Annotated in this window: 28 protein-coding genes; 14 read left to right on the forward strand and 14 right to left on the reverse strand. The window is 66.5% G+C overall.

Features of this window, described 5'->3' with window-relative positions; translation table 11 throughout:
* Nucleotides 1-29 precede the first annotated feature (29 nt).
* The gene (locus tag FHW97_RS15010) at nucleotides 30-554 is read left to right on the forward strand and encodes a CarD family transcriptional regulator (RefSeq protein ID WP_022675317.1); all 525 of its coding nucleotides are present in this window, start codon (nucleotides 30-32) and stop codon (nucleotides 552-554) included.
* Between the two features lie 131 nt (nucleotides 555-685).
* Complete coding sequence (locus FHW97_RS15015) at nucleotides 686-943, forward strand: hypothetical protein (protein WP_062783256.1); 258 nt, start codon at nucleotides 686-688, stop codon at nucleotides 941-943.
* 5 nt (nucleotides 944-948) lie between these two features.
* Here the strand turns inward: FHW97_RS15015 and FHW97_RS15020 are convergent, their stop codons facing one another.
* Entirely contained in the window at nucleotides 949-1,911 is a 963-nt protein-coding gene (locus FHW97_RS15020) for an L-threonylcarbamoyladenylate synthase (protein ID WP_107716370.1), read from the reverse strand.
* A gap of 69 nt (nucleotides 1,912-1,980) precedes the next feature.
* On the opposite strand from FHW97_RS15020, the gene FHW97_RS15025 reads away from it, so the two are divergent.
* Complete coding sequence (locus tag FHW97_RS15025) at nucleotides 1,981-2,817, forward strand: DUF815 domain-containing protein (RefSeq protein WP_168352021.1); 837 nt, start codon at nucleotides 1,981-1,983, stop codon at nucleotides 2,815-2,817.
* Between the two features lie 19 nt (nucleotides 2,818-2,836).
* Here the strand turns inward: FHW97_RS15025 and FHW97_RS15030 are convergent, their stop codons facing one another.
* The 9 genes from FHW97_RS15030 to FHW97_RS15070 form a co-directional block, all read right to left on the reverse strand.
* Nucleotides 2,837-3,514, reverse strand: coding sequence for a cell wall hydrolase (locus tag FHW97_RS15030; protein ID WP_253941797.1), 678 nt, complete (start codon nucleotides 3,512-3,514; stop codon nucleotides 2,837-2,839).
* Between the two features lie 193 nt (nucleotides 3,515-3,707).
* Nucleotides 3,708-4,061 (reverse strand): DUF1491 family protein, encoded by a 354-nt coding sequence (locus FHW97_RS15035; protein ID WP_168352022.1) that lies wholly within the window; start codon nucleotides 4,059-4,061, stop codon nucleotides 3,708-3,710.
* Nucleotides 4,062-4,080: 19 nt separating this feature from the next.
* Nucleotides 4,081-4,542 (reverse strand): PTS sugar transporter subunit IIA, encoded by a 462-nt coding sequence (locus tag FHW97_RS15040; RefSeq protein ID WP_022676474.1) that lies wholly within the window; start codon nucleotides 4,540-4,542, stop codon nucleotides 4,081-4,083.
* Between the two features lie 166 nt (nucleotides 4,543-4,708).
* Nucleotides 4,709-5,290, reverse strand: coding sequence for a ribosome hibernation-promoting factor, HPF/YfiA family (gene hpf, locus FHW97_RS15045; protein ID WP_107716368.1), 582 nt, complete (start codon nucleotides 5,288-5,290; stop codon nucleotides 4,709-4,711).
* Between the two features lie 75 nt (nucleotides 5,291-5,365).
* Nucleotides 5,366-6,082, reverse strand: coding sequence for a DNA polymerase III subunit epsilon (gene dnaQ / locus FHW97_RS15050; protein WP_168352023.1), 717 nt, complete (start codon nucleotides 6,080-6,082; stop codon nucleotides 5,366-5,368).
* A 47-nt stretch (nucleotides 6,083-6,129) separates the two neighbouring features.
* On the reverse strand, nucleotides 6,130-6,735 hold the full coding sequence (gene coaE / locus FHW97_RS15055; protein ID WP_168352024.1) for a dephospho-CoA kinase: 606 nt from the start codon (nucleotides 6,733-6,735) through the stop codon (nucleotides 6,130-6,132).
* Nucleotides 6,732-7,610 (reverse strand): shikimate dehydrogenase, encoded by an 879-nt coding sequence (locus FHW97_RS15060; protein ID WP_168352025.1) that lies wholly within the window; start codon nucleotides 7,608-7,610, stop codon nucleotides 6,732-6,734. Before FHW97_RS15060 ends, coaE begins: the two co-directional genes overlap by 4 nt.
* Complete coding sequence (locus FHW97_RS15065) at nucleotides 7,607-8,191, reverse strand: nucleoside triphosphate pyrophosphatase (protein WP_107716364.1); 585 nt, start codon at nucleotides 8,189-8,191, stop codon at nucleotides 7,607-7,609. The genes FHW97_RS15060 and FHW97_RS15065 overlap by 4 nt, the downstream gene beginning before the upstream one ends.
* Nucleotides 8,188-9,030 (reverse strand): pyruvate, water dikinase regulatory protein, encoded by an 843-nt coding sequence (locus FHW97_RS15070; RefSeq protein WP_054131660.1) that lies wholly within the window; start codon nucleotides 9,028-9,030, stop codon nucleotides 8,188-8,190. Before FHW97_RS15070 ends, FHW97_RS15065 begins: the two co-directional genes overlap by 4 nt.
* Nucleotides 9,031-9,396: 366 nt before the next feature.
* Here FHW97_RS15070 and hemE point away from each other — a divergent pair, with 366 nt between their 5' ends.
* The 3 genes from hemE (at nucleotide 9,397) to FHW97_RS15085 (ending at nucleotide 13,151) form a co-directional block, all read left to right on the forward strand.
* On the forward strand, nucleotides 9,397-10,425 hold the full coding sequence (gene hemE, locus FHW97_RS15075) for a uroporphyrinogen decarboxylase (protein WP_054131659.1): 1,029 nt from the start codon (nucleotides 9,397-9,399) through the stop codon (nucleotides 10,423-10,425).
* Complete coding sequence (locus FHW97_RS15080; protein ID WP_168352026.1) at nucleotides 10,422-10,919, forward strand: TlpA disulfide reductase family protein; 498 nt, start codon at nucleotides 10,422-10,424, stop codon at nucleotides 10,917-10,919. Before hemE ends, FHW97_RS15080 begins: the two co-directional genes overlap by 4 nt.
* A gap of 72 nt (nucleotides 10,920-10,991) precedes the next feature.
* The gene (locus FHW97_RS15085; RefSeq protein WP_168352027.1) at nucleotides 10,992-13,151 is read left to right on the forward strand and encodes a S9 family peptidase; all 2,160 of its coding nucleotides are present in this window, start codon (nucleotides 10,992-10,994) and stop codon (nucleotides 13,149-13,151) included.
* A gap of 45 nt (nucleotides 13,152-13,196) precedes the next feature.
* Here the strand turns inward: FHW97_RS15085 and FHW97_RS15090 are convergent, their stop codons facing one another.
* Both FHW97_RS15090 and FHW97_RS15095 read right to left on the reverse strand, forming a co-directional pair.
* Nucleotides 13,197-14,162 carry a hypothetical protein gene (locus FHW97_RS15090; protein ID WP_168352028.1) on the reverse strand — a complete coding sequence of 322 codons (966 nt, stop codon included), beginning with the start codon at nucleotides 14,160-14,162 and terminating at the stop codon, nucleotides 13,197-13,199.
* 78 nt (nucleotides 14,163-14,240) lie between these two features.
* Nucleotides 14,241-14,645 (reverse strand): hypothetical protein, encoded by a 405-nt coding sequence (locus tag FHW97_RS15095; RefSeq protein ID WP_168352029.1) that lies wholly within the window; start codon nucleotides 14,643-14,645, stop codon nucleotides 14,241-14,243.
* Nucleotides 14,646-14,842: 197 nt separating this feature from the next.
* Here FHW97_RS15095 and FHW97_RS15100 point away from each other — a divergent pair, with 197 nt between their 5' ends.
* Complete coding sequence (locus tag FHW97_RS15100; RefSeq protein ID WP_022676462.1) at nucleotides 14,843-15,286, forward strand: CopD family protein; 444 nt, start codon at nucleotides 14,843-14,845, stop codon at nucleotides 15,284-15,286.
* Between the two features lie 215 nt (nucleotides 15,287-15,501).
* The gene (rho, locus tag FHW97_RS15105; protein WP_022676461.1) at nucleotides 15,502-16,758 is read left to right on the forward strand and encodes a transcription termination factor Rho; all 1,257 of its coding nucleotides are present in this window, start codon (nucleotides 15,502-15,504) and stop codon (nucleotides 16,756-16,758) included.
* 191 nt (nucleotides 16,759-16,949) lie between these two features.
* Here the strand turns inward: rho and FHW97_RS15110 are convergent, their stop codons facing one another.
* Nucleotides 16,950-17,336 carry a nuclear transport factor 2 family protein gene (locus FHW97_RS15110; protein ID WP_022676460.1) on the reverse strand — a complete coding sequence of 129 codons (387 nt, stop codon included), beginning with the start codon at nucleotides 17,334-17,336 and terminating at the stop codon, nucleotides 16,950-16,952.
* 220 nt (nucleotides 17,337-17,556) lie between these two features.
* Between FHW97_RS15110 and FHW97_RS15115 the strand changes: the two genes are divergently transcribed.
* From FHW97_RS15115 to FHW97_RS15140, 6 genes are all read left to right on the forward strand, one after another.
* Entirely contained in the window at nucleotides 17,557-17,826 is a 270-nt protein-coding gene (locus tag FHW97_RS15115) for a DUF6489 family protein (protein WP_022676459.1), read from the forward strand.
* 50 nt (nucleotides 17,827-17,876) lie between these two features.
* Nucleotides 17,877-19,187: a tRNA uridine-5-carboxymethylaminomethyl(34) synthesis GTPase MnmE gene (gene mnmE / locus FHW97_RS15120; RefSeq protein ID WP_168352030.1), complete on the forward strand. Its 1,311-nt coding sequence runs from the start codon at nucleotides 17,877-17,879 to the stop codon at nucleotides 19,185-19,187.
* Between the two features lie 99 nt (nucleotides 19,188-19,286).
* A complete protein-coding gene (gene mnmG, locus FHW97_RS15125; protein WP_168352031.1) occupies nucleotides 19,287-21,140 on the forward strand; it encodes a tRNA uridine-5-carboxymethylaminomethyl(34) synthesis enzyme MnmG in 1,854 nt (617 codons plus the stop codon).
* 5 nt (nucleotides 21,141-21,145) lie between these two features.
* Nucleotides 21,146-21,835: a 16S rRNA (guanine(527)-N(7))-methyltransferase RsmG gene (gene rsmG, locus FHW97_RS15130; protein WP_171799277.1), complete on the forward strand. Its 690-nt coding sequence runs from the start codon at nucleotides 21,146-21,148 to the stop codon at nucleotides 21,833-21,835.
* Nucleotides 21,832-22,608, forward strand: a complete 777-nt coding sequence (locus FHW97_RS15135) for a ParA family protein (RefSeq protein ID WP_022676455.1) — start codon at nucleotides 21,832-21,834, stop codon at nucleotides 22,606-22,608. The genes rsmG and FHW97_RS15135 overlap by 4 nt, the downstream gene beginning before the upstream one ends.
* Nucleotides 22,605-23,564: a ParB/RepB/Spo0J family partition protein gene (locus FHW97_RS15140; protein WP_168352033.1), complete on the forward strand. Its 960-nt coding sequence runs from the start codon at nucleotides 22,605-22,607 to the stop codon at nucleotides 23,562-23,564. The genes FHW97_RS15135 and FHW97_RS15140 overlap by 4 nt, the downstream gene beginning before the upstream one ends.
* Here the strand turns inward: FHW97_RS15140 and FHW97_RS15145 are convergent.
* On the reverse strand, nucleotides 23,561-24,040 hold the full coding sequence (locus tag FHW97_RS15145) for a GAF domain-containing protein (RefSeq protein ID WP_168352034.1): 480 nt from the start codon (nucleotides 24,038-24,040) through the stop codon (nucleotides 23,561-23,563). The genes FHW97_RS15140 and FHW97_RS15145 overlap by 4 nt on opposite strands.
* Nucleotides 24,041-24,098: the final 58 nt, after the last annotated feature.

Raw genomic sequence — 24,098 nt, forward strand, 5'->3', positions numbered from 1 at the left:
CCCGTCTGCCGGCGTCGAAAGGATAAGAAATGGCAGCCAAGGCTCTTGCCTTCGATGTTGGGGATTACGTCGTTTACCCGAAGCATGGTGTCGGCCGCGTGGTCGAGCTTCAGCAGGAAGAAATCGCGGGCATGAAGCTGGAGCTCTACGTGCTCCGCTTTGAAAAGGAGCGCATGACGCTTCGCGTTCCGGTCAACAAGGTCGAAGCGATCGGCATGCGCAAGCTGTCTTCGGACAAGACCCTGCGCGAAGCGCTCGATACGCTCAAGGGCAAGCCCAAGGTCAAGCGCACCATGTGGTCGCGCCGCGCCCAGGAATACGAAGCCAAGATCAACTCCGGCGACCTCGTCTCGATCGCCGAAGTGACTCGCGACTTGTTCCGCGCCGATGACCAGCCGGAACAGAGCTATTCCGAACGGCAGATCTTCGAAGCCGCGTCTTCGCGCCTGGCCCGCGAACTCGCCGCGATGGAAAAGACCGACGAGCCGGCCGCGCTCAAGAAGATCCTCGCGATCCTCAACGAGCATGCTCCCAAGTACTACGAAACGGTCTGACCGGCGCAACCTGCCGAACAGATGTTTCACGTGAAACGGGCCGCCGGAACCACCGGCGGCCTTTTTCGTTTGGCGGCGGGGCAGGGGCTGGTGCAAACGCCTGGAAGACCCGCCATTGGAAAGGCAAATGCATGTTGCGCAAGGTGATCGTCCTGACCCTTCCCCTGGCCCTGGCTGCCTGTGCGGCGCAGAACGCCGCCCCGCGCGATCCAACCCGGCCTGATCCGGCCGCCCAGGCCCAGCGTGCTCAGGCCCATGCGCAGGCGCTGGCCAAGGCGCAGGCCCGCCTGGCGAACGAGCAGGCCGCCTGCAAGAAGGGCAACCGCCGCGCTTGCGCCCGCGCCACGGCCGCGCAGGCCGTGGTCAACGATCTCAACAACCCGCAATAAGGTTTTCAGACTGCGGCCCGGCGCAGGCGATCGTTGATCGCCGCGCCGATGCCCTCATCCGGCACCGGGGCAATGGCAATACGCGGCTGACGTGCCGCTGCGCCGTCGTGTAGGCAGGCGTAGAGGCGCGCGGCCGCCTCGGCCAGGTCACCCTGGGCCGAGAGCGTGACATCGCCTGAGACCGCGCCGAAACCGATCATGAACTCGTCCGTCTGCGCGTGCTCCGCGCCCAGGCGCACCGGCTTTCCCGGGGCATAGTGGCTGGCCAGCTGGCCCGGGGCCTCGATCCCGCGCGACGGGCCTTGTTCGGCCTCCTCGCCCAGCACGGCGGCGATTTCGGCGCCGGTGATCGGGCCGGGGCGCAGCAGCGCCCAACCGCCCTCGGGCCGCAGGCCAACGATCGTCGATTCGATCCCCTGGCGGGTTTCGCCGCCATCAAGCACCAGATCCACTCGCCGCCCGAGCGAGGCAGCGACATGGGCCGCGCTGGTCGGGCTGATCGCACCGCTGCGGTTGGCCGATGGCGCAGCCAGGGGCAGGCCGGACTGGCGCAGCACCGCCTGCATCGCCGGATGCGCCGGGCAGCGCAGCGCGACGGTGGGCAGGCCGGCACTCACCGCCGGGGCCAGCCCACTGTCAGGCCGGCGCGGCACGACCAGGGTCAGCGCGCCCGGCCAGAACGCGGCCGCCAGGGCCTTGGCCCGGTCATCCAGCACCGCCAGACGCCCTGCCGCCGCCAGATCGGGCACATGCACGATCAGCGGGTTGAAATCGGGCCGCCCCTTGGCGCGATAGATACCCGCCACCGCCGCATCGCGATCGGCCCGCGCCGCCAGGCCATAGACGGTCTCGGTGGGCACGGCGACGGTTCCGCCCGCCGCCAGCACGGCGATGGCAGCCGCGACGCCATCATCGTCTGCGGGGCGGATTTCGGGCGGCAAGGGGTCGGAAAAGGGGTTGGACGTCATGGCTGCCGTCGCTATCGCGACTGCGCGCCTTTTGCAAAGCATCCCCTCAGCCGCAAAGTTGCCCACGTGATGATCGATCAGCCGCAGAGCTTGCCCGAAACGCTGCTTACCCGCATTGCCGAAGCGCTGGAGCGGCTGGCTCCGCCGGCGCCGCCCCAGGTGAACTGGTTGACCCATCCCGCCTATGTCTGGCTGGGGCAGACCGCCCGCGCGGTGGAAAGGCTGGAAGCGCCAAGCCTGCCGCTGATGCGCGGCATCGATGCGCAAAAGGCTGCAGTGGTGGACAACGTGGCGCGGCTCGCCCGTGGCGCTGCGGCACATGACATGCTGCTGTGGGGATCGCGCGGCATGGGCAAATCGGCGGTGCTGCGCGCTGCCGTCAACGCTGCCGACGCTGCCCACCCCGGCGCCATTGCCCTGGTCCAGGCCATGCCCGATGCCAGCCTGCCGCTGCTGTTTGGGCAGCTGCGCGGGGTGCCGCGCCAGTTCCTGGTCCTGCTCGACGACCTCGGCTTTGATGCCGGCGATGCCGAAGGCGCGCGCCTGCTGCGTTCGTGGCTGGAAGGCGGGGTAGAAGCGCGACCGGCGAATGTGCGCCTGGCCGTGACGTCAAACCGCCGCGCGATCGTGGAGCGCCACATGAGCGAGCAGGACGATCCGATCAACCCGCGCGATGCGGTGGACGATCGCCTGGCCCTCGCTGATCGCTTTGGCCTGTCGCTGGGCTTTCATGCCTGCAACCAGGATGATTACCTGGCAATCATCGCTGGCTATTGCACCGAACTGGCGCTGCCGTACGACGCGGGCGATGCGCTGGAATGGTCCAAGCGGCGCGGCAGCCGTTCGGGCCGCGTGGCATGGCAATATGTCAACGAACTGGCCGGTCGCGCCGGCAAGGCACTGTAAGGCCCGCGTTCATCGGCGTTCAGCGGTAGAAGATATGCCCGCCGATGGCGGCCAGGCGGGTCTTGCCCCAGGCCGGGGAAACGCGCGCGGCGTGGAAGAACAGCGCCCCTTCGACCGGGCTTTTCCAGCTGCCCTGATCGGCAATCACGGCAATGCGCGCGGCATTGGCCCAGAACCGGCTGGCGTGGTTGATCGCCGGCATCGCATGGCCGCGCACGAACGAGAACTGCGACGGCTGGAACACCACGCCGCAATAGGATGAGGGATAGCGGCCGGAATGGCTGCGCGCCACGATCACGCGGGCAACGGCCAGTTGGCCCGCCAGGCTCTCGCTCTTGGATTCAAAATAGACCGCGCCGGCCAGGCATTCGAGTTCGGCTGAAAGATTGGCCGGCACCGGCGTCGCCGCCACCAGATCAGCCAGGCTGGCGGCGTTGACCGCACCGGTGGTGGCAGAGGGGGCCGGCGCCAGGGCCAGCATGCCGCGCGCCGGCGGCAGGGTGGTAGTGGCAGGGCCGGTGGAAGGAAGGGTGATCGCCCCGTTGGCGGGGCCTTCTGCCACCACGACCTGGAGATCGTGCGGACCAGACAGGGCGTGAACAGGTTCCTGAGCCTGGGCAAGCGGTGCGCCAAGCAGCATTACCACGGCAAGCAGGCTGGAAAGAGCCTGGCGGGCAACGCGGAACGGATCGGTCATCAGCCATCTGCATTGGGCGGTGATCGGCCGATTGCGGCGCGCAGCACAGCGCTTCGGCAATCATGCCGAAAGCCATGCCCCTTGGGCCGTAACGGTAAACCCCCGTCTGCGTGCCAGCGCCTGAAGACCCCATGCCAAGCGGCGCCGCCTGCGCAATTCGATGGCGCCGGGTCTATCCACGCGCGAAAGGGAGTCAACCTTCGCCGGCAAAGTTCCCGATGAACTGTTGTGCGTCTGCGATGGTCAGTTCAAGCAGCCACAAATCGGGATCAGCCGCAGTTCTGCGCGCTATATAGTCGTTAAAATCTTGTTTACTTTCCGGGTCTTGCGCTTTGGTAGCAGTCCATGGCCGGCTACCATCGGCGCGGGGCATGCGCTCCCACAGTTGCGCCAGGTGCCCGTGCTCGGGGTGATTTTCCAATGTCACCAAGGCGATAGTGCCGGCATCGGCATCGCCCTTGTGCAGCACCATGGCAAAGCCGCCAGCCGCCTGCGCGGCCCTGATCCAGCCTTTGGCCTCGATCCCTGCGGGTAGGCGCGCTGTCATGGCTTGGGGTGCGCGCGGTTCAGGCCGCGTCGCGATCGATCACGTTGACCAGCACGGCATAGAGCGCGTCGGCATCGGGCGCGCTGGTCAGTCGCTGGTGCATGCGATCATCGCGCATCAGGCGGCTGATCGCGGCCAGTGCCTGAAGATGCACGGCGCCGGCCTGTTCAGGAGACAGGAGACCGAACACGCAATCGACCGGCATGCCATCGGCGGACGCGAAATCGACCGGCTCTTCCAGCCGCAGGAACACCGCCACCGGGCGCGACAGGCCATCGAGCCGGGCGTGGGGAATGGCCACGCCACGGCCGAAACCGGTGCTGCCCAGGCTCTCACGCTCTTCGATGCGTTCCTGCACCTGCGCCCGGTCGAGCCGATAGACGCTGGCAAAGCACGCGGCGAGCATATCCAGGATCTGCGCCTTGGATTCAGCGCGAACGACGCGGACAGCCTGAGGATCAATGGAAAAAAGTGCGGTCATGAAACGAAAAACGCCACAGCCTGTGTAAAGGCACGGTCAAGTTGGCGGCGCCATGCGCTCTATTCGTTCCCCATGCAAGCGCCGAATCGCATCACGGGTGAATTGGCCAATGCCGTCATGGCGCTGCCCGCAAACCCGAAATGGGCCTGCGGGCAGGGCTTAGAGATCAGGCGCCGGCCGGTTCAACCCAGCCGATCGAGCCATCGCCACGGCGATAGACCATGTTGTGCACGCCGGTGCCGGCGTTCTTGAACAGCAGCGCGTTGGTGTTGCGCAGATCGAGCATGATCACCGCGTCAGACACCGTCGCGGTGGGTACGTCGACCCGGGTTTCGGCAATCACCAGCGGCGCATCGGCGGCTTCGGCCTCGTCCTGATCGTGCGCAGGTTCTTCCACCATGAACACGGTGTAGGCCGCGTCTTCACTGCGGCGGGCAAAATCCGCGCCCTCGGAATGGGCCTTGATCCGGCGCTTGTAGCGGCGCAGCTGCTTGTCGATCTTTTCGGCCGACTGGTCCAGCGCCTGGTGCGCGTCCTGGGCCACGCCGCTGCCCTTGAGAATCAACCCTTGCGTCACATGGGTGATGATGTCGCAGCGGAAACCTCCGTGCGGCGCCTTGCCCAGGGTGACCTGCGAGGAAAGCGCGCGGGAGAAGTACTTGTCGACAATGCCGGAAAGCCGATCGGCCGCGTGGGCCTCAAAGGCGGCACCGGCCTCGACCTGGTGTCCCGAAACGCGAATGTCCATGGGTCTTCTCTCCTTCTTGGGCCCGCTTTGACCGCGAGGCCACTTGCGGCCCGCACAGTGGGCCGCAAGCGAGACCTAACGCGACCAGAGCGGGTTGCTGATGCCCGCCATGAACTCCGCATGGCGGGCCAATTCCGCTTCGCTGGCCGCATGCGGCCGGGGCTCGCGGAAGATCCGGGTGGTTTTGGCAACAGTCACTTGCGCCACGGCCGCAACCGCGGCCACAGCGCCGGTACCTGCAGAAGAGACGCTGACCTCTGCCGCAAGTTCCAGGCCGATTTGCCGGCCACCCATCAATTCGACGTAAAGTTGTGCCAGAAGCTCGGCATCGAGCAGCGCGCCGTGCTTGGTGCGATGGCTGCGATCGATGCCATAGCGGGTGCACAGCGCATCGAGGCTGAGCTTGGCGCCGGGATGCTTGCGCCGCGCGATCGCCACGGTATCGACCATGCGATCGCGGCTGACCGGCTCCATCCCGATGGCTGAAAGTTCCGCGTTGATGAAGCCGAAGTCGAACCCGGCATTGTGCGCCACCAGTGGCGCATCACCGATGAACTCCAGGAAATCGGCAGCACACTGGGCAAAGCGCGGCTTGTCAGCCAGGAACGCGGCGGACAGGCCGTGGACGGCCTCAGCCTCTGCCGGCATGTCGCGTTCGGGGTTGAAATAGGCGTGATAGGTCGCGCCAGTGGGCACCCGATTGACCATTTCCACACAGCCGAGTTCAACCAGCCGGTCACCGCCTTGCGGATCGAGTCCCGTCGTTTCGGTGTCGAAGACGATCTCACGCATGCCCAATATGTGAACCTGCCGGCCGGGGCTGGCAAGGGGCGCGGCGATCAAGCCGACGGGTTTTTTTCCCCAAGCTGGCCGATCAGATCGTTAACCATGGCCCGGGTCTCGTCGAGCGGAAGTCCAGTATCGATGATATGATCGGCGCGCGCACGCTTTTCCGCGTCGGGCACCTGAAGTGCCAGGATTTGCGCGAATTTTTCCGCGGTCATGCCCGGCCGCGCCAGCACCCGCGCCCGCTGCACCGCCGCCGGGGCAGAAACCACCGCCACGGCATCGAGCCCGGCGCCATGGCCCTTTTCAAACAATAGCGGGATATCGAACACCACCAGCGGCTCCCCGGCATGCTCGATCAGGAACGACTCGCGCGCGGCGGCAACCGCGGGATGGACGATTCGCTCCAGCCGGGCGAGCGCGGCGGGATCGCCAAACACCAGCGCGCCCAGCTTGCCCCGGTCAACACCGTTGGGGCCGGTGGTGCCGGGAAAGGCCGCCTCGATCGCGGGCAGCAGTTCACCGCCTGGCCCCTGCAAGCGGTGCACCTGCGCATCGGCATCGAACACCGGCACGCCTGCCTCGCGCATCATCTGCGCCACGGCAGACTTGCCCATGCCGATCGAGCCGGTCAGTCCAAGTACGAAAGGCCGGCTCATGCCGGAACGGGAGTCAGCAGGCGGCGGAGCAGTTCCGCATCGGCATCCCCGCGCGGCGGCACCGCGCCGAAGAAGCGGCGGAACGCATGGTCGGCCTGGCCGATCAGCATGGCCAGGCCATCGACAGTGGCATGGCCGGCGCCCCTGGCCCGCGCCAGCAGATCAGTTTCCAGCGGGCTGGTGACGATGTCATAGAACACCGCGCCGGGCGGGGTGTGGGACAGGTCATAGGCCAGGGCCGGCTGTCCCGTCATGCCCAGCAGGGAGGCATTGACCACGAGATCGAACAGCCCCTGGCGATCATCGAACGCGAAATCGGTGGGATCGGCAAAATGTGCGATATCGACCGCGTGATGATCGCTGCCGCGCGCCAGTTCATCGAGCAGCGCCCGCGCCTTGGCCGGATCGCGCCCGGCCAGCACGATCAGGAACCCGGCATCGGACAGAGCCGCGACGATCGCCCGCGCCGCGCCGCCGGTGCCCATGACCCGCGCCATGCGCAAGAGGTGGGCATCGGCCAGCCAGGGTGCCAGCGGCTCCATGAAGCCGGGAGCGTCGGTATTGTAGCCCACCAGCAGGCCCTGTTCGGGCACTATGGTGTTCACCGCGCCGATGCGGGCGGCCAGCGGATCGAGCCGGTCGAGCAGCGGGATCACCGCCTGCTTGTGCGGCATGGTCACGTTGCAGCCGCGCCAGGCGGGATCGGCACGGCGGCTGGCAAGGTAATCGGCCAGGCCATCGCTGTGCACCTGGGCGCGGCGGTAATCGCCGGCCATGCCGAGCTGTTCCAGCCAATAGCGGTGGATCACCGGAGACTTGGACTGGGCAATCGGATCACCGATCACCTCGGCATAGGGGATTGGCGCCTGGCTCATTCCGGCAGTTCCCCGGCGGTGCGCAGCGCGGCGAGCAGCGCCAGCAGCGGCATGCCCAGCACGGTGAAGTGGCTGCCCTCGATGCTTTCGAACAGCTGCACGCCCAGCGCCTCGATCCGAAACACGCCCACGCAGCCCGAAACCGCCGGCCATTCCTTGTGGAGATAGCTGTCGATAAAGCTGTCGGAAAGCCGGCGAACCTTGAGCCTGGCCGTTTCGCAATGGCGCCAGGTCACCTGGCCATCGCGCATCAGCACGGCGGCGCTGTGCAACTGCATGGTCTGCCCGGAAAAGAACCGCAGGTGTTCGGCCGCCTGTTCACGGCTTTGCGGCTTGTCGAACGAGCGGCCGCACACCTCCACCAGCGAATCCCCGCCCAGCACCAGCCGGCCCGGCATGGCGGCAGACACCGGCATCGCCTTGGCCTCGGCCAGGATCTGCGCCACCTGGCAACCCGGCACGCCGATCAGCTCGCGCTTGATCTCGCCTTCGTCCACATCCGAACTGCGCGCTTCAAACGGCACGCCGGCAGCATCGAGCATGGCCTTGCGCGAGGCGCTTTGCGAAGCAAGTACGATCATAGAGCCTTCATTCCCGGATTGGCGTCCCCGGCAACCTTGCGCTCGTTGTAGAGCGTGATCACCGCTGCGGCCGTCTCCTCGATGGATCGGCGCGAAACGTCAATCACCGGCCAGCCATTGTCGGCAAACATCCGCCGCGCATATTGCACCTCGCGCGCCACGTGCTCGCTGTCGACATAGGCGGTTTCGGGCGCCTGGTTGAGCGAGAGCAGGCGGTTGCGGCGCACCGCGATCAGGCGTTCGGGGCTGGTCGTCAGCCCCACGATCAGCGGCCGCCGCACCGAATAGAGCGTGGGCGGCGGCGGGCTTTCCACCACGATCGGGATATTCGCCACCTTGTAGCCGCGATTGGCAAGATAGATCGAGGTGGGCGTCTTGGAACTGCGCGAGACACCGGCCAGCAGGATATCGGCCTCTTCCCAGTTTTCCCAGCCGACGCCATCGTCATGGGCAATGGTGAACTGGATGGCATCGACGCGCTGGAAATAGGCCTCGTCCATCATGTGCTGGCGGCCCGGCCGGCCCCGCGCTTCCTGGCCCAATTGCTGTTCCAGCGCATTGGTCACGGCATCGAGCGCAGCCACGCAGGGCAGGCCCAGCGTGGCGCAGCGCTGCTCCAGCCGATCGCGCGTTTCGGTGTTGACCAGCGTAAACAGCACCAGGCCAGGGTTAGCGGAAATTTCACCCAGGATGCGGTCAAGATGCTGCTGCGAACGGACCATCGGCCAGAAATGCCGCACAACATCGGCATCCTCGAACTGGGCAAGGGCCGCTTTGGCAATCATTTCAAGGGTTTCACCTGTTGAGTCGGACAGCAGGTGAAGGTGCAGACGCGGCATGGGAACCCTTTGTGAACAAGCCGGCGCACCGCGTTGCAGGGCCGCCGGGGTAACCCTGTGGAAAGCGCTAGGATAAACCACGGGATGAAACTGGCGACAAGTTTCGCCCCCGATTTCACCCCCGAAGCGAGTCATCCACGGGCCGTTTCATCCCCATGGGGACAGCCTTTCCCACAGCCTGTGGGTAACGGGCACAAGTTTGTCTTGCATCGGGAGTCATCGGGATTCGCACCACGCGAATTTTGTGGAGCATCCGGGACAAATCGGGCAGAGCTTGGCTATCCCCGGTTTCCACAGGGCCAACTAACTTCATCATCCCATTTAATAAGATTCTATTTTTTTGATTGGATTGGAAAAACAAGAACGATGCCCGGTCCCATTCTCGAAACGCTCAGCGGCCAGAACCTTTCCCGCCGACCGATCTGGCTGATGCGCCAGGCGGGGCGCTACCTGCCGGAATATCGCGCCTTGCGGGCCGAAAAGGGCGGGTTCCTGGAACTGGTCTATGATACCGAGGCTGCCGCCGAGATCACGCTGCAGCCGATCCGCCGCTTCGGGTTTGACGGGGCCATCCTGTTTTCCGACATCCTGATCGTGCCCTACGCCATGGGCCAGGATCTGACTTTCACCGCTGGCGAAGGACCGCGTCTTGCCCCCCGGCTGGTGGATACCGCGCTCAGTGCCCTCCAGGCCGTGCCAGAGCGTCTTGCACCGATCTATGCTACCGTGGGCAGGGTCAAGGCGGCCTTGGGCCCACAGACCACCCTGCTGGGCTTTGCTGGCAGTCCGTGGACCGTGGCGACCTACATGGTGGCGGGCGAGGGCAGCCGCGATCATCACGAGACGCGCAGCTATGCCTATCGCGATCCGCAGGCGTTCCAGGCGATCATCGATGCCATCGTCGAGGTGACGATCGAATACCTCGCCGGCCAGGTCGAGGCCGGCGCCGAAGGCCTGCAGCTGTTCGACAGCTGGGCCGGCAGCCTGGCGCCAGCCGAGTTCGAACGCTGGGTGATCGCCCCCAATGCCCGCATCGCCGCCGCGATCCAGGCGCGCTATCCCCATGTGCCGGTGATCGGTTTTCCCAAGGGCGCGGGCGAAAAGCTGGCCGCCTATGCGCGTGAAACCGGAGTCAACGCGGTGGGCGTGGATGAAACCATCGATCCGCTGTGGGCCGCGCGCGAATTGCCGGCGGGCATGCCGGTGCAGGGCAATCTCGATCCGCTGCTGCTGCTGGCCGGCGGGGCCGAGCTGGACCGCCAGGCCCGGCGCGTGCTCGATGCCTTTGCCGATCGCCCGCATGTGTTCAACCTGGGCCACGGCATTGGCCAGTTCACCCCGATCGCCCATGTCGAACAGCTGCTGGCCACGGTCAGGGGTTGGCAGCGCCCGTGAAGCGGGGGGCGCTGGTCCTGGCCTTGGCGTTGGCCGCGCTGGGTGGCGCAGCCACGGCACAGGCCGCGCCCGATCGCTTGCCACCTTTGGCCACCACCACGCTCGATGGCACGCCCTTTGCCATCAATCCGGCTGCGCATGATGTGGTCGTGGTGCATTTCTGGGCTACCTGGTGCGCGCCATGCCGGCACGACATGCCGATCCTCGATGCCGCGTGGCAACGGTATCACACCCAGGGCGGCAGCGGCCAAGGCCTGCGCATGGTCGGCATCGCGCTCGATACCGCCGCCAGCCGCAGCCGCATCCTGGCGGCGGGCATGGGCGTGCACTTTCCCCTGATCCGCGCCACCGATACCCATGTGCGGCCGCGCGACTTGCCCACTGCCCTGCCGGAAACCCGCATCTATGGGCGTGATGGCACGATCGTTGCGCGGTTCGGGCCGCTCGATGCTGCGCGGTTCGACCAGGCGCTGGCCAAGGCGCTGGCGGGCTAGCGCGGCCAGCTGAAGCGCCTGCTGCATCGTTCCCTCTTGCGCTGGGCGGGGGGCAGGGTACGCATGCGGCCCATGAACAAGCTCACCCACACGCTTTCGCTTGCCGCGCTGGCCCTTGGCGCGGCCCCTCTCGCCCTCGTGGCCGCGCCTGTCCCGGCCATGGCCGCGCCGTCTTCCGCCCAGCCGGCGATGACCGCGCAGGATCTTGTCACGCTGCCGCGCCTGGGCAGCTTTGCCGTGTCGCCCGACGGGCGCCTGGCGGCCTACACCGTCACCACCACCGATCCGCACAGCTACAAGCGCACCACCGCGCTGTGGCTGCTGCCGCTGGGTGGCAAGGGCGCTACGCCGGTCAAGCTGGCCTGGCAGGGCAGCATCAGCGATCCCGCCTTTGCCCCCGATGGGCGGCTGTGGTTCCTGTCTGACAAGGATGGCAAGACCGCGCAGGTCTGGTCGGTCCTGCCCGGCGCCGATGGCAGTGCCGGTGGGCCGATCAAGGTCACCGATCTTGCCGCCGAGGTGGCCGGGTTCAAGCTTTCGCCCGATGGCACGCGGCTGGCAGTGTGGGGCGATATCGCCCGCGCCTGTGCCACGTTTGGCGGTTGCGTCGATCTGCCCCATGGCGATGGCAATACCGGCCTGCCCGGCCCGGGCAGCGGGCGGCTCTATCGCGATGGCGCCGGCTTCGTGCGCCATTGGGATACCTGGGAAACGCCGGGCATCCACAGCCGCATCTTTGCCTTCGCGCTCAAGGCCGGGCAGGTCGATCCAGCATCCGGCCACGCGCTCGATGGCGATCCGGCCAAGGGCGGCCTGGTCGGCGACGCGCCCAGCAAGCCGTTCGGCGATGGCGGCGAACTGACCTGGAGCGCGGATTCCAGCGCGGTGATCTATGCCGCGCGCCAGGCCGATCGCGATGAGCCGCGCTCGACCAATCTTGATCTGTGGTGGGCACCGGTCGATGGCAGCGCGCCGCGCAACCTGACGGCCGGCAACCGTGGCACCGATACCACGCCAGCCGTGTCGCCCGATGGCCGCTGGCTGGCCTGGGCGGCGATGGCGCGCCCGGGGTACGAGGCCGATCGCCTGGTAATCCAGCTGATGGACCTCAAGACCGGGCAGAGCCGTGCCCTGACCCAGGGCTGGGATCGCTCCGCCGGCTCGCTGGCCTTCACGCCTGACAGCAAGGCCCTTATCGTAACGGCGCAGGACCTGCTCGATACGCCGGCCTTCCGCGTCGATCTCGCCACCGGCAAGCCGACGCGCCTGGCCTTCCAGAAGGGCCGCGAAGGCCACGTTTCGCAGATCGCCATGCTCAAGGGCGGGGCGTTCCTGCTCAAGCGCGATGCAATCGATGCCGCGCCCGAACTCTATCTGGGCAAGCCTGGCCAGCAGGCCAGGCGGCTGACCGATCTGGGCACCACGGCGCTGGCCGGCATGGCCCCGGTGGCGGTGGAGCGCTTTGCGTTCGCGGGGGCCAATGGCGATACGGTGTGGGGCCAGATCCTCAAGCCGGCGGGTGCGGTGGGCAAGCTGCCGACTGTGCTGCTGGTTCATGGCGGGCCGCAGGGCTCGTTCAGCGATGGCTGGTCCACGCGCTGGAACCCGCGCCTGTGGGCAGCGCAGGGCTATGCCGCGATCACCATCGATTTCCACGGATCGACCGGTTACGGCCAGGCCTTTACCGACAGCATCAACCAGGATTGGGGTGGCAAGCCGCTGCAGGACCTCAAGCTCGGCATGGTGGCGGCCGCGGCCAAGGATGGCGCGGTCGATCCCGGCAATGCCTGTGCGGCCGGTGGCAGCTATGGCGGCTACATGATGAACTGGATCGAGGGGCAGTGGCCCGATGGCTTCAAGTGCATCATCCAGCACGATGGCGTGTTTGATGCGCGCGCCATGGCCTATGAAACCGACGAGCTGTGGTTCGACGAATGGGAACACGGTGGGCACCCTTACTACGAGGCGCCCGAAGCCTTTGAAAAGTGGAACCCGGTCAACCACGTGGCGCAGTGGAAGACGCCGATGCTGGTGATCACCAGCGAGAACGACTTCCGCATTCCCTATACCCAGGGCCTGGCCAGCTTTGCCGCGCTGCAACGGCGGGGCATCCCGTCCGAACTGCTGGTCTTCCCCGATGAAAACCATTGGGTGCTCAAGGCCAAGAACTCGCTGCAGTGGCACCAGACCATCTTTGGCTGGATGGCCCGCTGGCTCAAGCCGGCGCAGTGATCCCGGTGTCCCGGTGGCGCCCGATAGGCGCCACCGGAAACCCGTTCAGAACCGCGCGGTAAGCCCTGCCGCCAGGTTCACGCGCGGTGCCAGCTGCCAGCCTACCACGCGCTGGTACAGCGGTAGCTGGACATGGGCAAAGGCGGAAACCCGCGCTGCCAGCGGCATGCTGAGCCCAGGGGCAAGATAGACCTGTTCGCCCCCGCTGTTTTCCACGTCGGCATTGAGGCCGCTGTCCTGCGCGTTGATCCGCGCATTGATCTGCAGCTGCGGCACCACGCGGCCCAGGCCCATCCACTGCACCGCCAGCGAGGCTTCACCGATCGTACCGGGGCGATACTCCTGCCGCGCATTGAGCGCGATCTGCGCCTGGGCCTGCACCATCAGCGCCCAGTCCCGGCCCAACCGGCGATAGTGATAGGCGCCGATCACCGCCTGCGTGGTGCCGGTGCCCGGCTGCAAGCCGCGATCCACTTCCTCGCCCTGTGCCGGGCCGCTGCGGAACGTCTGGTGAAAGCCGCCGGTGGGCAGGATAAGCCCGAACTGCAGCCCGGTCACGCCGCTGGGTGTCGACAGGCCCTGCCAGCGCGCCGTTACCCGGATATCGCCCAGGCCATGGGTGCGTGACCGGCTTTCTGCATCGGTATCTTCGGCAATCGTCGCATGGGGGCGGATGATCAGCGGCACGGCCACGTTGATGCCCCAGTCGCTGGCAAACTGCCGGTCATAGCTGGCGGTGAGATAGACATTGTCGGTCCAGCGTTCGATCTCGCGATCGTTGGGAATGGTCAGCTGGCTGGTATCGACCTTGCTGGTGCCAGTGCGCAGCTGGCTTTGCGGCACATAGTCCACCCGCAGCGTGGCGGCCTGGCCAGGCTGGGTGACCAGGCCCTGGTTGAGCCAGTCAGAGGTGAACGTGCAGCCGCAGCTGGCACAGGCCAGCGCTGGGGTGGACGACAGCGCAAGGGCAAAGGGCGCAGCCGCAAGGGCGCGCGAAAACAGGCGTGGCATGGATCGGATGTCCCGACAGGCGGCCCCGCCACCGATGCAGCGCGGGCCGGAAAAACAAAAATGCTCGGTGTGCTTGGCTTAGCCGAAGGCGCCTTGCGGTGGCGCACGCGCCGGTGGTCGCGTGCGGGCAATCGCCGCCAGCATCAGGGCCGCCACCAGCGCCGGCGTAATGGGCGCAATCAGCGGGGGCGCCAGGGGCAGGGCAGGGGCTTCTCCCCCACCGATCATGGCATTGGCCAGCACGCCGAATGCGCAAGGGCCGGGATTGGCCGTGCCGTCAGTCTTGGCGGGATGGCTGGTGGGCAGGGTGATCGTGCGCCGGCTCGCTTTGCTCACGTCAGCGCCAAGTGGGCCGCTGCCATCACACAGCGCCACCACGATGCCGCGCGCGCCGTTGGGCACCGGCATCATCCCCGGCGGGATCAGCACGCGCAGGCCCAGCACCAGCGCCAGGATCATCAGACCCAGGCGCGGATGGCGCATCAGCAATCGGCGGCCTGCCTGCAACACGTGGCGTCCCCCTCATTGGCTCGCCTGCTTGGCCCCCTCCTACCCGAGCGGGCAAGGTTCTTGCAATCATCGCCTTAAAGGCCGAGATGCTGTGGAGCCGTTCGGCGTGCCGCACGTTGCCCGTCGAAAGGCCCGTTCCCGTCCCCCTCGCGCAACGCTAGAAGACCCTCATGCTCCAGGTGCTCTCGATGCTCTATCTCTGGCTCAAGGCTGGCCACGTCATCTTCGTGATCTTCTGGATGGCCGGGCTGTTCATGCTGCCCCGCCTGTTCGTCTATCACCAGGAAACGCCGGTCAATTCCCCCGAAAACGCGGTGTGGACCGATCGCGAGCGCAAGCTCATGAAGATCATCATGGCGCCCAGCGTGGCGGTGGTGTGGATCCTGGGCCTGGCCATGGCGATTTCGGGCGGCTGGTTCACCCAGGGTTGGCTCCATGCCAAGCTGCTGCTGGTGGTGGCGCTGACCGGCTATCACATCTGGCTCGCCCGCTATCATCGCGCCCTGGCGCGGGGCGAACGCCGCCTCACCGGCAAGCAGCTGCGCCTGCTCAATGAAGTGCCCGGCGTGCTCGGCGCGATCATCGTCATCCTGGTGATCATCAAGCCGTTCTGAGCGACGGCGTACATGGCGGCGGCCAGGCCCAGCGCTGGCCGCAAGCCCCGCACCCTTCACCAATCCTCAATTGACGCCGGGCTTTTCCCGGCATAACGCACATCTCGACCGGCACATACCCGGGCGCGCACTGGCGCGCTCACGGCCTGCTTTCTCCAAGCCCATCGGCCCGCCGGCCATTTTTCCAGCCTATTTCCGCTGACGGAACACACGCAATGCATCTGAAAGAACTCAAGAAGAAAACCCCCGCCGAGCTGGTCGAAATGGCCGAAGAGCTGGGCGTGGAAGGCGCCAGCACGATGCGCCGCCAGGATCTGATGTTCGCCATCCTCAAGGAAGTGGCCGAAGACGGCGAGGAAATCCTCGGCATCGGCACGATCGAGGTTCTGCCCGATGGCTTCGGCTTCCTGCGCAGCCCGGAAGCGAACTATCTCGCCGGCCCGGACGACATCTATGTCTCGCCCAACCAGGTCCGCAAATGGGGCCTGCGCACGGGTGATACCGTGGAAGGCGAAATCCGCGCGCCCAAGGATGGGGAGCGCTATTTCGCCATCACCCGCCTGATGAAGGTGAACTTCGACGAGCCGGAGGCCGTGCGCCACCGCGTCAACTTCGACAACCTCACCCCGCTTTATCCCAACGAGCGGCTCAAGCTCGACACGCTCGATCCCACGGTCAAGGACAAGTCTGCCCGCGTGATCGACCTGGTCAGCCCGCAGGGCAAGGGCCAGCGCGCCCTGATCGTGGCGCCGCCGCGCACCGGCAAGACCGTGCTGCTGCAGAACATGGCCAAGGCGATCACCGACAACCACCCGGAAGTGTTCCTGCTCGTCCTGCTGGTCGACGAACGCCCCGAAGAAGTGACCGACATGCAGCGCTCGGTGAAGGGCGAGGTCATCTCCTCGACCTTCGACGAACCGGCCACGCGCCACGTGCAGGTTGCCGAAATGGTCATCGAAAAGGCCAAGCGTCTGGTCGAACACAAGCGCGACGTGGTGATCCTGCTCGACTCGATCACGCGTCTTGGTCGTGCCTACAACACCGTCGTTCCCTCGTCGGGCAAGGTGCTGACCGGCGGTGTTGACGCCAACGCTCTGCAGCGCCCCAAGCGCTTCTTCGGCGCGGCGCGCAACATCGAGGAAGGTGGCTCGCTCTCGATCATCGCCACCGCGCTGATCGACACCGGCAGCCGCATGGACGAAGTGATCTTTGAAGAGTTCAAGGGCACCGGCAACTCGGAAATCGTGCTCGACCGCAAGGTCGCCGATAAGCGCATCTTCCCCGCGCTCGACGTGGGCAAGAGCGGCACGCGCAAGGAAGAACTCCTGGTGCCGCGCGACCAGCTCAGCAAGATGTGGGTGCTGCGCCGCATCCTCATGCAGATGGGCACGGTCGACGCGATGGAATTCCTGCTCGACAAGATGAAGGATTCCAAGACCAACGAAGACTTCTTCGCCACGATGAACCAGTAATCCCGCCAAGGGTTTGCTGCGCAAAAAAGGGGTGGGAGGCAGCCAGGCCTTCCACCCCTTTTTGCGTCCGCCTGGCGATGGGGTGAGGGCTTCGACAAGCTCAGCCCGAACGGCAATAGCAGCCGCCGTCCCCAACGCTCCGTTCGCCCTGAGCCTGTCGAAGGGCGCTGGCACAAACGCCCCGATCATTCTCAACCGTCTTCCAGCGCCTCGGCCATCTTGCGCCACAGCAGGTCTGCCGCAGCAAACGGACGCACCATCACTTTGGCATCGACGATCCGCCCTTCCAGATCGAAGCGCAGCAGGTGCACGCCGTTCACCGCCACACCATCGAGCGTCGCCTCGAACTCCAGCGCCGCTTCCGGGCCATCGGCCAGTTCGCGCACATAGGCAAAGCGTCCCAAGGCCAGGATGCGGCAGGCGGCCGACAGGTGCAGTGCCACCGCCTCGCGGCCCACCTGCGGGGTGTGCAGCACCGGCGAGTGAAACACGGCATCGTCAGCCAGGAGTTCGGTGAGCAGGTCTTCGGGGCATCCCGCAAGCATGGCGCGGTGCCAGGCGGCCAATCCAAGCTGCATGATACGTCTCCCAGCCAAGGGCGCGCGACTGCCGGCACCCGGCATGTTCCACGTGAAACAACGCGTGGCCGGGCGCATTGATCCGGCGCAACGCGGCATGGGCAAGCCTGCAGCGGTTGATCGTTCGCGATACCGTTTCGGTCGATCATGGGCTTGGCGTGCCTGGCCGACTGTGACACCTTCCGTGCCGCAAGCCACGACAAATTCCCGGGAGCAGGCCATGAAAGTGAATGTCGAGATCGAATGCAGCCCGGAAGAGGCCCGCCGCTTTCTCGGCCTGCCAGACGTATCGAAAGCCAATGACGTCTATGTCGATGCCGTGGCCAAGGCGATGCAGGGCGTAAGCAGCGTGGACCAACTCCAGGGCTATGCCAAGCAACTGGCGCCGATGGGCGAAATCGGCCTCAAGCTGTTCCAGCAGTTCATGGAGCAGGGCGCCGGGGCGGCCATGGCTGGCTTCAAGGCCGGCATGGGCGGCGACAAGAAGTAGGCACCGCCGAGATGTAGGCACTGGGCCCGCCGCGTGATAAGCGGCGCAGCATGAGCGACAACCCGACGATCTTTGCCCTCAGTTCCGGAGCGCCGCCGGCCGGCATTGCCGTGGTGCGGATCAGTGGGCCGGCCGCTGGCATGGCCCTGGCAGCCTTGGCAGGCAGCTTGCCTATGCCGCGCCGCGCCACGTTTCGCCGGCTGGTCGATCCTGCCGATGGCGCCTTGCTCGATGCCACGATTGTGTTGTGGTTGCCCGGTCCGCATACCGCCACGGGCGAAGACAGCGCCGAACTCCATCTTCATGGTGGCCGCGCCGTGGTTCAGGCCGTGCTTGCCGCGCTCGCTCGTTTGCCTGGCCTTCGCGCGGCCGAGGCGGGGGAGTTCACCCGCCGTGCGTTCCTCAATGGCCGCATCGATCTCAACGAGGCCGAAGGTCTCGCCGATCTGCTCAATGCCGAAACCGAATTGCAGCGGCGCAGTGCTCTGGCGATGGCCGATGGCGCGCTGTCCCGTCAGGTCGAGGATTGGCGCCAGGGTGTCTTGATGCTTTCTGCCCAGCTTGAGGCACTGCTCGACTTTTCCGATGAGGATGACGTTGGCGAAGGCGTGGCCTTGCTGCCGCCAGGCTTTGCCGATCAGGCCGCAACGCAGGCGGCGCAGGTGGCCGCGTGGCTAGACCGCCCACGTGCAGAGCCGTTGCGCGAAGGGTTTCGCGTGGTGCTGGCCGGCCCGCCCAATGCCGGAAAGTCCACGCTGTTCAACGCGCTGGTCGAGGCAGAGGCCGCCATCACTGCGGCGGAGCCCGGCACCACGCGCGATGTTCTGACGCGCAGCGTGGCAATCGATGGTGTGCCTTTCACCTTTGCCGATACCGCCGGGCTGCGTGACGAGGGTGCCGGCGAGATCGAGCGGATCGGTATTGCCCGTGCACGCGCCGAGGCTGCGCGGGCCGACCTGATCCTCTGGCTCGGCCCTGAGGGGGAAGGGCCGGCTGACGCTACCGTGCCGCTGTGGGAACTGGCTGCGCGTGCCGACGATCCGGCCGCCCCGGCCAAGGCTGCGCCCCGCCATCGTCTCTCAGTTCATACCGGCGAAGGGCTCGATGCCTTGCGTCGCGATCTCGTCAGCCATGCCCGGGCTAGCTTGCCAGGGCCGGGTGAGGCGGCGCTCAATGCCCGCCAGCATGCACTTCTTTCGCAGGTGCACAACAACCTTGCGGCAGCGACGCTGGAGTTCGACCCGCTGCTGGCGGCCGAGCACTTGCGCCTGGCCCGCCGCGCGCTGGATGGGTTGACGGGCCGTGCTGGCACCGAAGACATGCTCGATGCGCTGTTCGGTCGCTTCTGCATCGGCAAATAGGCCAAGCGGGTTTTTCGTGCGGGGCGGCAAATGGCGCCCGCATGTTTCACGTGAAACACAAGTTTGACCCAAGCCGCGCAGAGCGATAGGGCAGAGGGCATGCATTCCTTCGACATCATTGTGGTCGGCGGCGGCCATGCCGGCGTCGAGGCGGCCTGCGTGGCGGCGCGCATGGGTGCGCGCACCGCGCTGGTCAGCTTCGATCCCGAAAAGATTGGCGCGATGAGCTGCAACCCGGCGATCGGCGGCTTGGGCAAGGGACACCTCGTGCGCGAGGTTGACGCCTTTGATGGCGTCATCGCGCGGGCGGCCGATGCTGGCGCTATTCATTACCGCATGCTCAACCGCTCGAAAGGCAGTGCGGTGCAGGGGCCGCGTGTCCAGGCTGATCGCAAGCGGTTCAAGGCGGCGGTCCAGGCGGTGGTGAACAGCCAAGCCGGTCTCACCGTCGTTCCGGGCGAAGCAGCCGCGCTGCGCCTGGCCGGTGGCCGCGTAGTCGGCATCGACCTCGCCGATGGATCCATTTTGGAGGGATCGGCCGTGGTGCTGTGCACCGGCACGTTCCTCGGCGCGCGCCTGTTCCGTGGCGAAGAGCGGATGGAAGGTGGCCGCATCGGCGAAGACGCCGCCCATCGTCTGGCGGCCCAGCTGCGCGATGCCGCCCTGCCGATGGCCCGGCTCAAGACCGGCACACCGCCGCGCCTGGATGGCCGCACCATCGATTGGGCCCGGCTGGAAGAGCAGCACAGCGATGCCGATCCCTGGACGATGTCGCCGCTCACGCGCGCGCGGCCGCTGCCGCAAATCTTCTGCGGGATCAGCCGCACCAATGCGCAGACCCACGATGTCATCCGCAGCGGCCTCGATCGCTCGCCGCTGTTCACCGGCGCGATCGGCGCGCGCGGTCCGCGCTATTGCCCGTCGATCGAAGACAAGATTCACCGCTTTGCCGATCGCGACAGCCATCAGGTCTTCCTCGAACCCGAGGGGCTGGACGATCACCTGGTCTATCCCAATGGTCTGTCGACGTCGCTGCCCGCTGATGTGCAACTGGCGATGATGCGCTCGATGGAAGGCCTGGAGCAAGTTGCCATCGTCGTGCCTGGCTATGCTGTGGAGTACGATCATATCGATCCGCGCGCGCTGCGCCCCAGCCTGGAAGTGCGCGCCATGCCTGGCCTCTATTGCGCCGGGCAGATCAACGGCACCACCGGCTATGAAGAGGCCGCTGCGCAGGGACTGGTCGCGGGCATGCACGCCGCTGCCGCCGTGCTGGGCACCGCGCCCGCAGCGCTCGATCGTGGATCGAGCTATATGGCGGTGATGATCGATGACCTGACGCTGCACGGGGTGAGCGAGCCCTATCGCATGCTTACCGCGCGGGCCGAATATCGCCTGCGCCTGCGCGCCAACAACGCCACTACGCGGCTGACGCCATTGGCGATCGCAGCGGGCTGTGTCGGTGATGAGCGTCGCGCCTGGTTCGAACGCCGGCTCGACGCGCGCGCCCGGCTGGAAGAGGGACTGGCCCAGGAAACCACCCCGAGTGAGATGGCACGTGCTGGCCTGGCGGTTCGCGCCGATGGCGCGCGGCGTAGCCTGATGGAATGGTTGCGCTTCCCCGAAGTGACGCTGGCGGGCCTTGCCCCGTGGCTGGCCGAGGCCATGCCCGATGACGCCCTCCTGGTGGAAGAGGTGGAAGAGGACGCTGCCTATGCGCCCTATCTCGCGCGGCAAGAGGCAGAGCTGCGTGACCTGCGCGCCAACGAGACCGTGCCGCTGGGCGAGGATTTTCCCTATGACCGCGTGCCCGGGCTTTCCGCCGAAATGGTCGAACGCCTGAGTGCCGCCCGGCCGGAAACCTTGGCAGCCGCCGGCCGTCTGGCGGGAATCACCCCGGCCGCGCTGGCCAGCCTGCTCGTCCATGCCCGTCGCCGCATGGTGGCAGCATGACCGCCATGATCGAGAGCGAGGTGCAAGCCCAGGACTGGCTGCGCCAGACGCTGGGCACCGATGACGCCACGATGGCGCGCCTGGACCGGTTGGTTGAACTGCTAGTGGCGGAGAATGAGCGGCAGAACCTGATCGCGCGCGGCACCATCCCCATGGTGTGGCAGCGCCACATCGTCGATAGCGCCCAGCTGCTGACTGTTCCACGTGAAACATTGCCTGACGGCGCATGGCTCGATCTGGGCACCGGCGCTGGCTTTCCCGGCCTGGTGATCGCCGCCCTGCAACCGCAGCGGCCGGTGACGCTGGTCGATTCGCGCCGGCTACGCACCGAATGGCTGGCACGCGCGGCGGCGGAGCTTGGGCTGTCGCAGGTCAACGTCGTGCTTTCACGCGTCGAAGACTTGCCCAATCAGACCTATGCGGTGCTTTCCGCGCGCGCATTTGCGCCGCTTGACAAGTTGCTGGCAATTTCTTCGCGTTTTTCCACACCGGAAACGATGTGGTTGCTGCCAAAAGGGGCGAAGGCAGCGCAAGAAGTGGCTATACTGCCTGAAACCTGGCGCCACGTGTTTCACGTGGAACAATCGCTGACCGATCGCGCCGCTGGTGTGATCGCCGGTCGCTTGCTGGGTGGCCATCCCCCGAAGCCTGCCCGCCAGTCGGGCGCAGCTTCCCAACGAGGCTCCCGTCGATGATCACCATCGCCATTGCGAATCAGAAGGGCGGCGTGGGCAAGACCACCACCGCTATCAATATCGCGACTGCGCTTGCTGCTACTGGCTGGAAAGTGCTGCTGGTTGACCTTGACCCGCAAGGCAATGCCTCCACCGGGATCGGCCTCAACGCCGCCGATCGCGAGCGGTCTTCTTATGACATGTTGATCGACGGGGCAGGGGTGGCGGAATGCGCTGTCCCCACCCGCATTCCCGGCCTCGATATCATCCCCGCTACGGTGGACCTGTCAGGCGCCGAGGTGGAGCTGGTCAGCGTCGACGATCGCACCGGCCGTCTGCGTGCTGCACTGCACCGTGATACGACGCACGAAATCTGCCTGATCGATTGCCCGCCCAGCCTGGGCCTGCTGACCCTCAATGCCATGGCCGCAGCCGATAGCCTGATGGTTCCGCTGCAGTGCGAATTCTTTGCGCTGGAAGGGCTTAGCCAGCTTTTGCAGACGGTGGAGCGGGTGCAGGAACGCTTCAATCCCGATCTGGGCATCCTGGGCATCGTGCTGACCATGTACGATCGCCGCAACCGGTTGACAGACCAGGTGGCCGACGATGTGCGATCGTGCCTGCGCGATCTCGTGTTCGAATCGGTGATTCCGCGCAACGTGCGCCTGTCCGAGGCGCCCAGCCACGGGCTGCCGGCGCTGATCTATGACCATGCCTGCTCGGGATCGCAGGCCTACATGAAACTGGCGCGCGAGCTGATCGGGCGCCTGCCGGAACGGAGGAAGGCGGCATGAGCGGCGAAGAAGGCGTCAAGGCACCGGTAAAGCGCGCCGCACTGGGCCGGGGGCTGGGCGCCTTGCTGGGCGAGACCCGGCGCGAGGAATCGCTGGTCCGCCCGGCGCCCGCCGCAACCGGCGGCGCGCCTGCGGCCACGGCCCCGGCGCGGGCCACCACCGGCGTGGCACTGCTGTCGGTGGCCGAGATCGAGCCGCACCCCGATCAGCCGCGCCGCCATTTCGATGAAGAGGCGCTGGACGAACTGGCCCAGTCGATCGCCGCGCGTGGCGTGATTCAGCCGGTGATCGTGCGTCCCATGGCCGGTGGCCGCTATCAGCTGGTGGCGGGCGAACGCCGCTGGCGTGCGGCGCAGCGTGCCCGCGTGCACGAAATCCCCGCGATCGTCCGCCAGCTTGACGAGCGCGAGGTGACTGCCCTGGCGCTGATCGAAAACCTGCAGCGCGAAGACCTCAACCCCGTGGAAGAGGCACGTGCCTATCAGCGCCTGTCCGATAACGACGGGCTGACCCAGCAGGAAATCGCCCGCTTTGTCGACAAGTCGCGCAGCCATGTCGCCAATCTTATGCGGCTGCTCTCGCTGCCTGAGGAAGTGCTGGACATGGTCCAGCGCGATGACCTGTCGATGGGCCATGCCCGCGCTCTGGCGGTCGTGCCCGATCCGCTGCCGCTGGCGCAGGAAATTATCGCCAAGGGCCTTTCGGTGCGCGATGCCGAGCGCATGGCCAAGCGCGCGACCAAGCCGGAAAGTGGCCCGCGCCGTGCCCGTGCCGAACGCGATCCGTCAGACAGCGCCGATATCGCCGCCGTGCAGGCCCATGTGGAGGAATTCCTCGGCCTCAAGGTGACGATCAATGCCGATGCCGATCCACGCACCGGCAATGTCGTGATCCGCTACAAGACGCTCGACCAGCTTGACCTGATCTGCCAGCGGCTGACCGGCGGCGCGATTTAAAGCGCGCCGGCCAGCACGGCCGCCAAAGCCTCGATCCCGCGCGCGTCTTCCTCGTCGAACCGGGCGAGGGTGGGGCTGTCGAGGTCGATCACCGCGATCACCACGCCGTCGCGCTTGATCGGCACGACCAGTTCAGAGGCGCTGGCCGCGTCGCAGGCGATATGGCCGGGGAAGGCGTGGACATCGCGCACCAGCTGCGTTTCGCCGGTAGCCGCAGCCGTGCCGCAAACGCCCTGGCCCAGCGGAATGCGGATGCAGGCCGGCTTGCCGGCAAACGGGCCGAGCACCAGGGTATCGCCGATCAGGCGATAGAAGCCGGTCCAGTTGCAATCGGGCAGGGCCAGCGCCAGCAGCGCGGCGACATTGGCCATGTTGGCCACGCCATCGTTTTCACCATGGATCAGCCCGCGCGCGGCGGCGACGAGATCGGCATAGAGGGTGGGCTTGTTGGCGCTATCGAATTGAAAATCGTACATGGCGGTGGGGCTTAGCGCATTTCCCGCAAGCTGTCATTGCAGCGAAGCCCTGGCCGCC

Source organism: Novosphingobium sp. SG754, assembly GCF_013149315.1.
GTDB classification, from domain to species: domain Bacteria; phylum Pseudomonadota; class Alphaproteobacteria; order Sphingomonadales; family Sphingomonadaceae; genus Novosphingobium; species Novosphingobium capsulatum.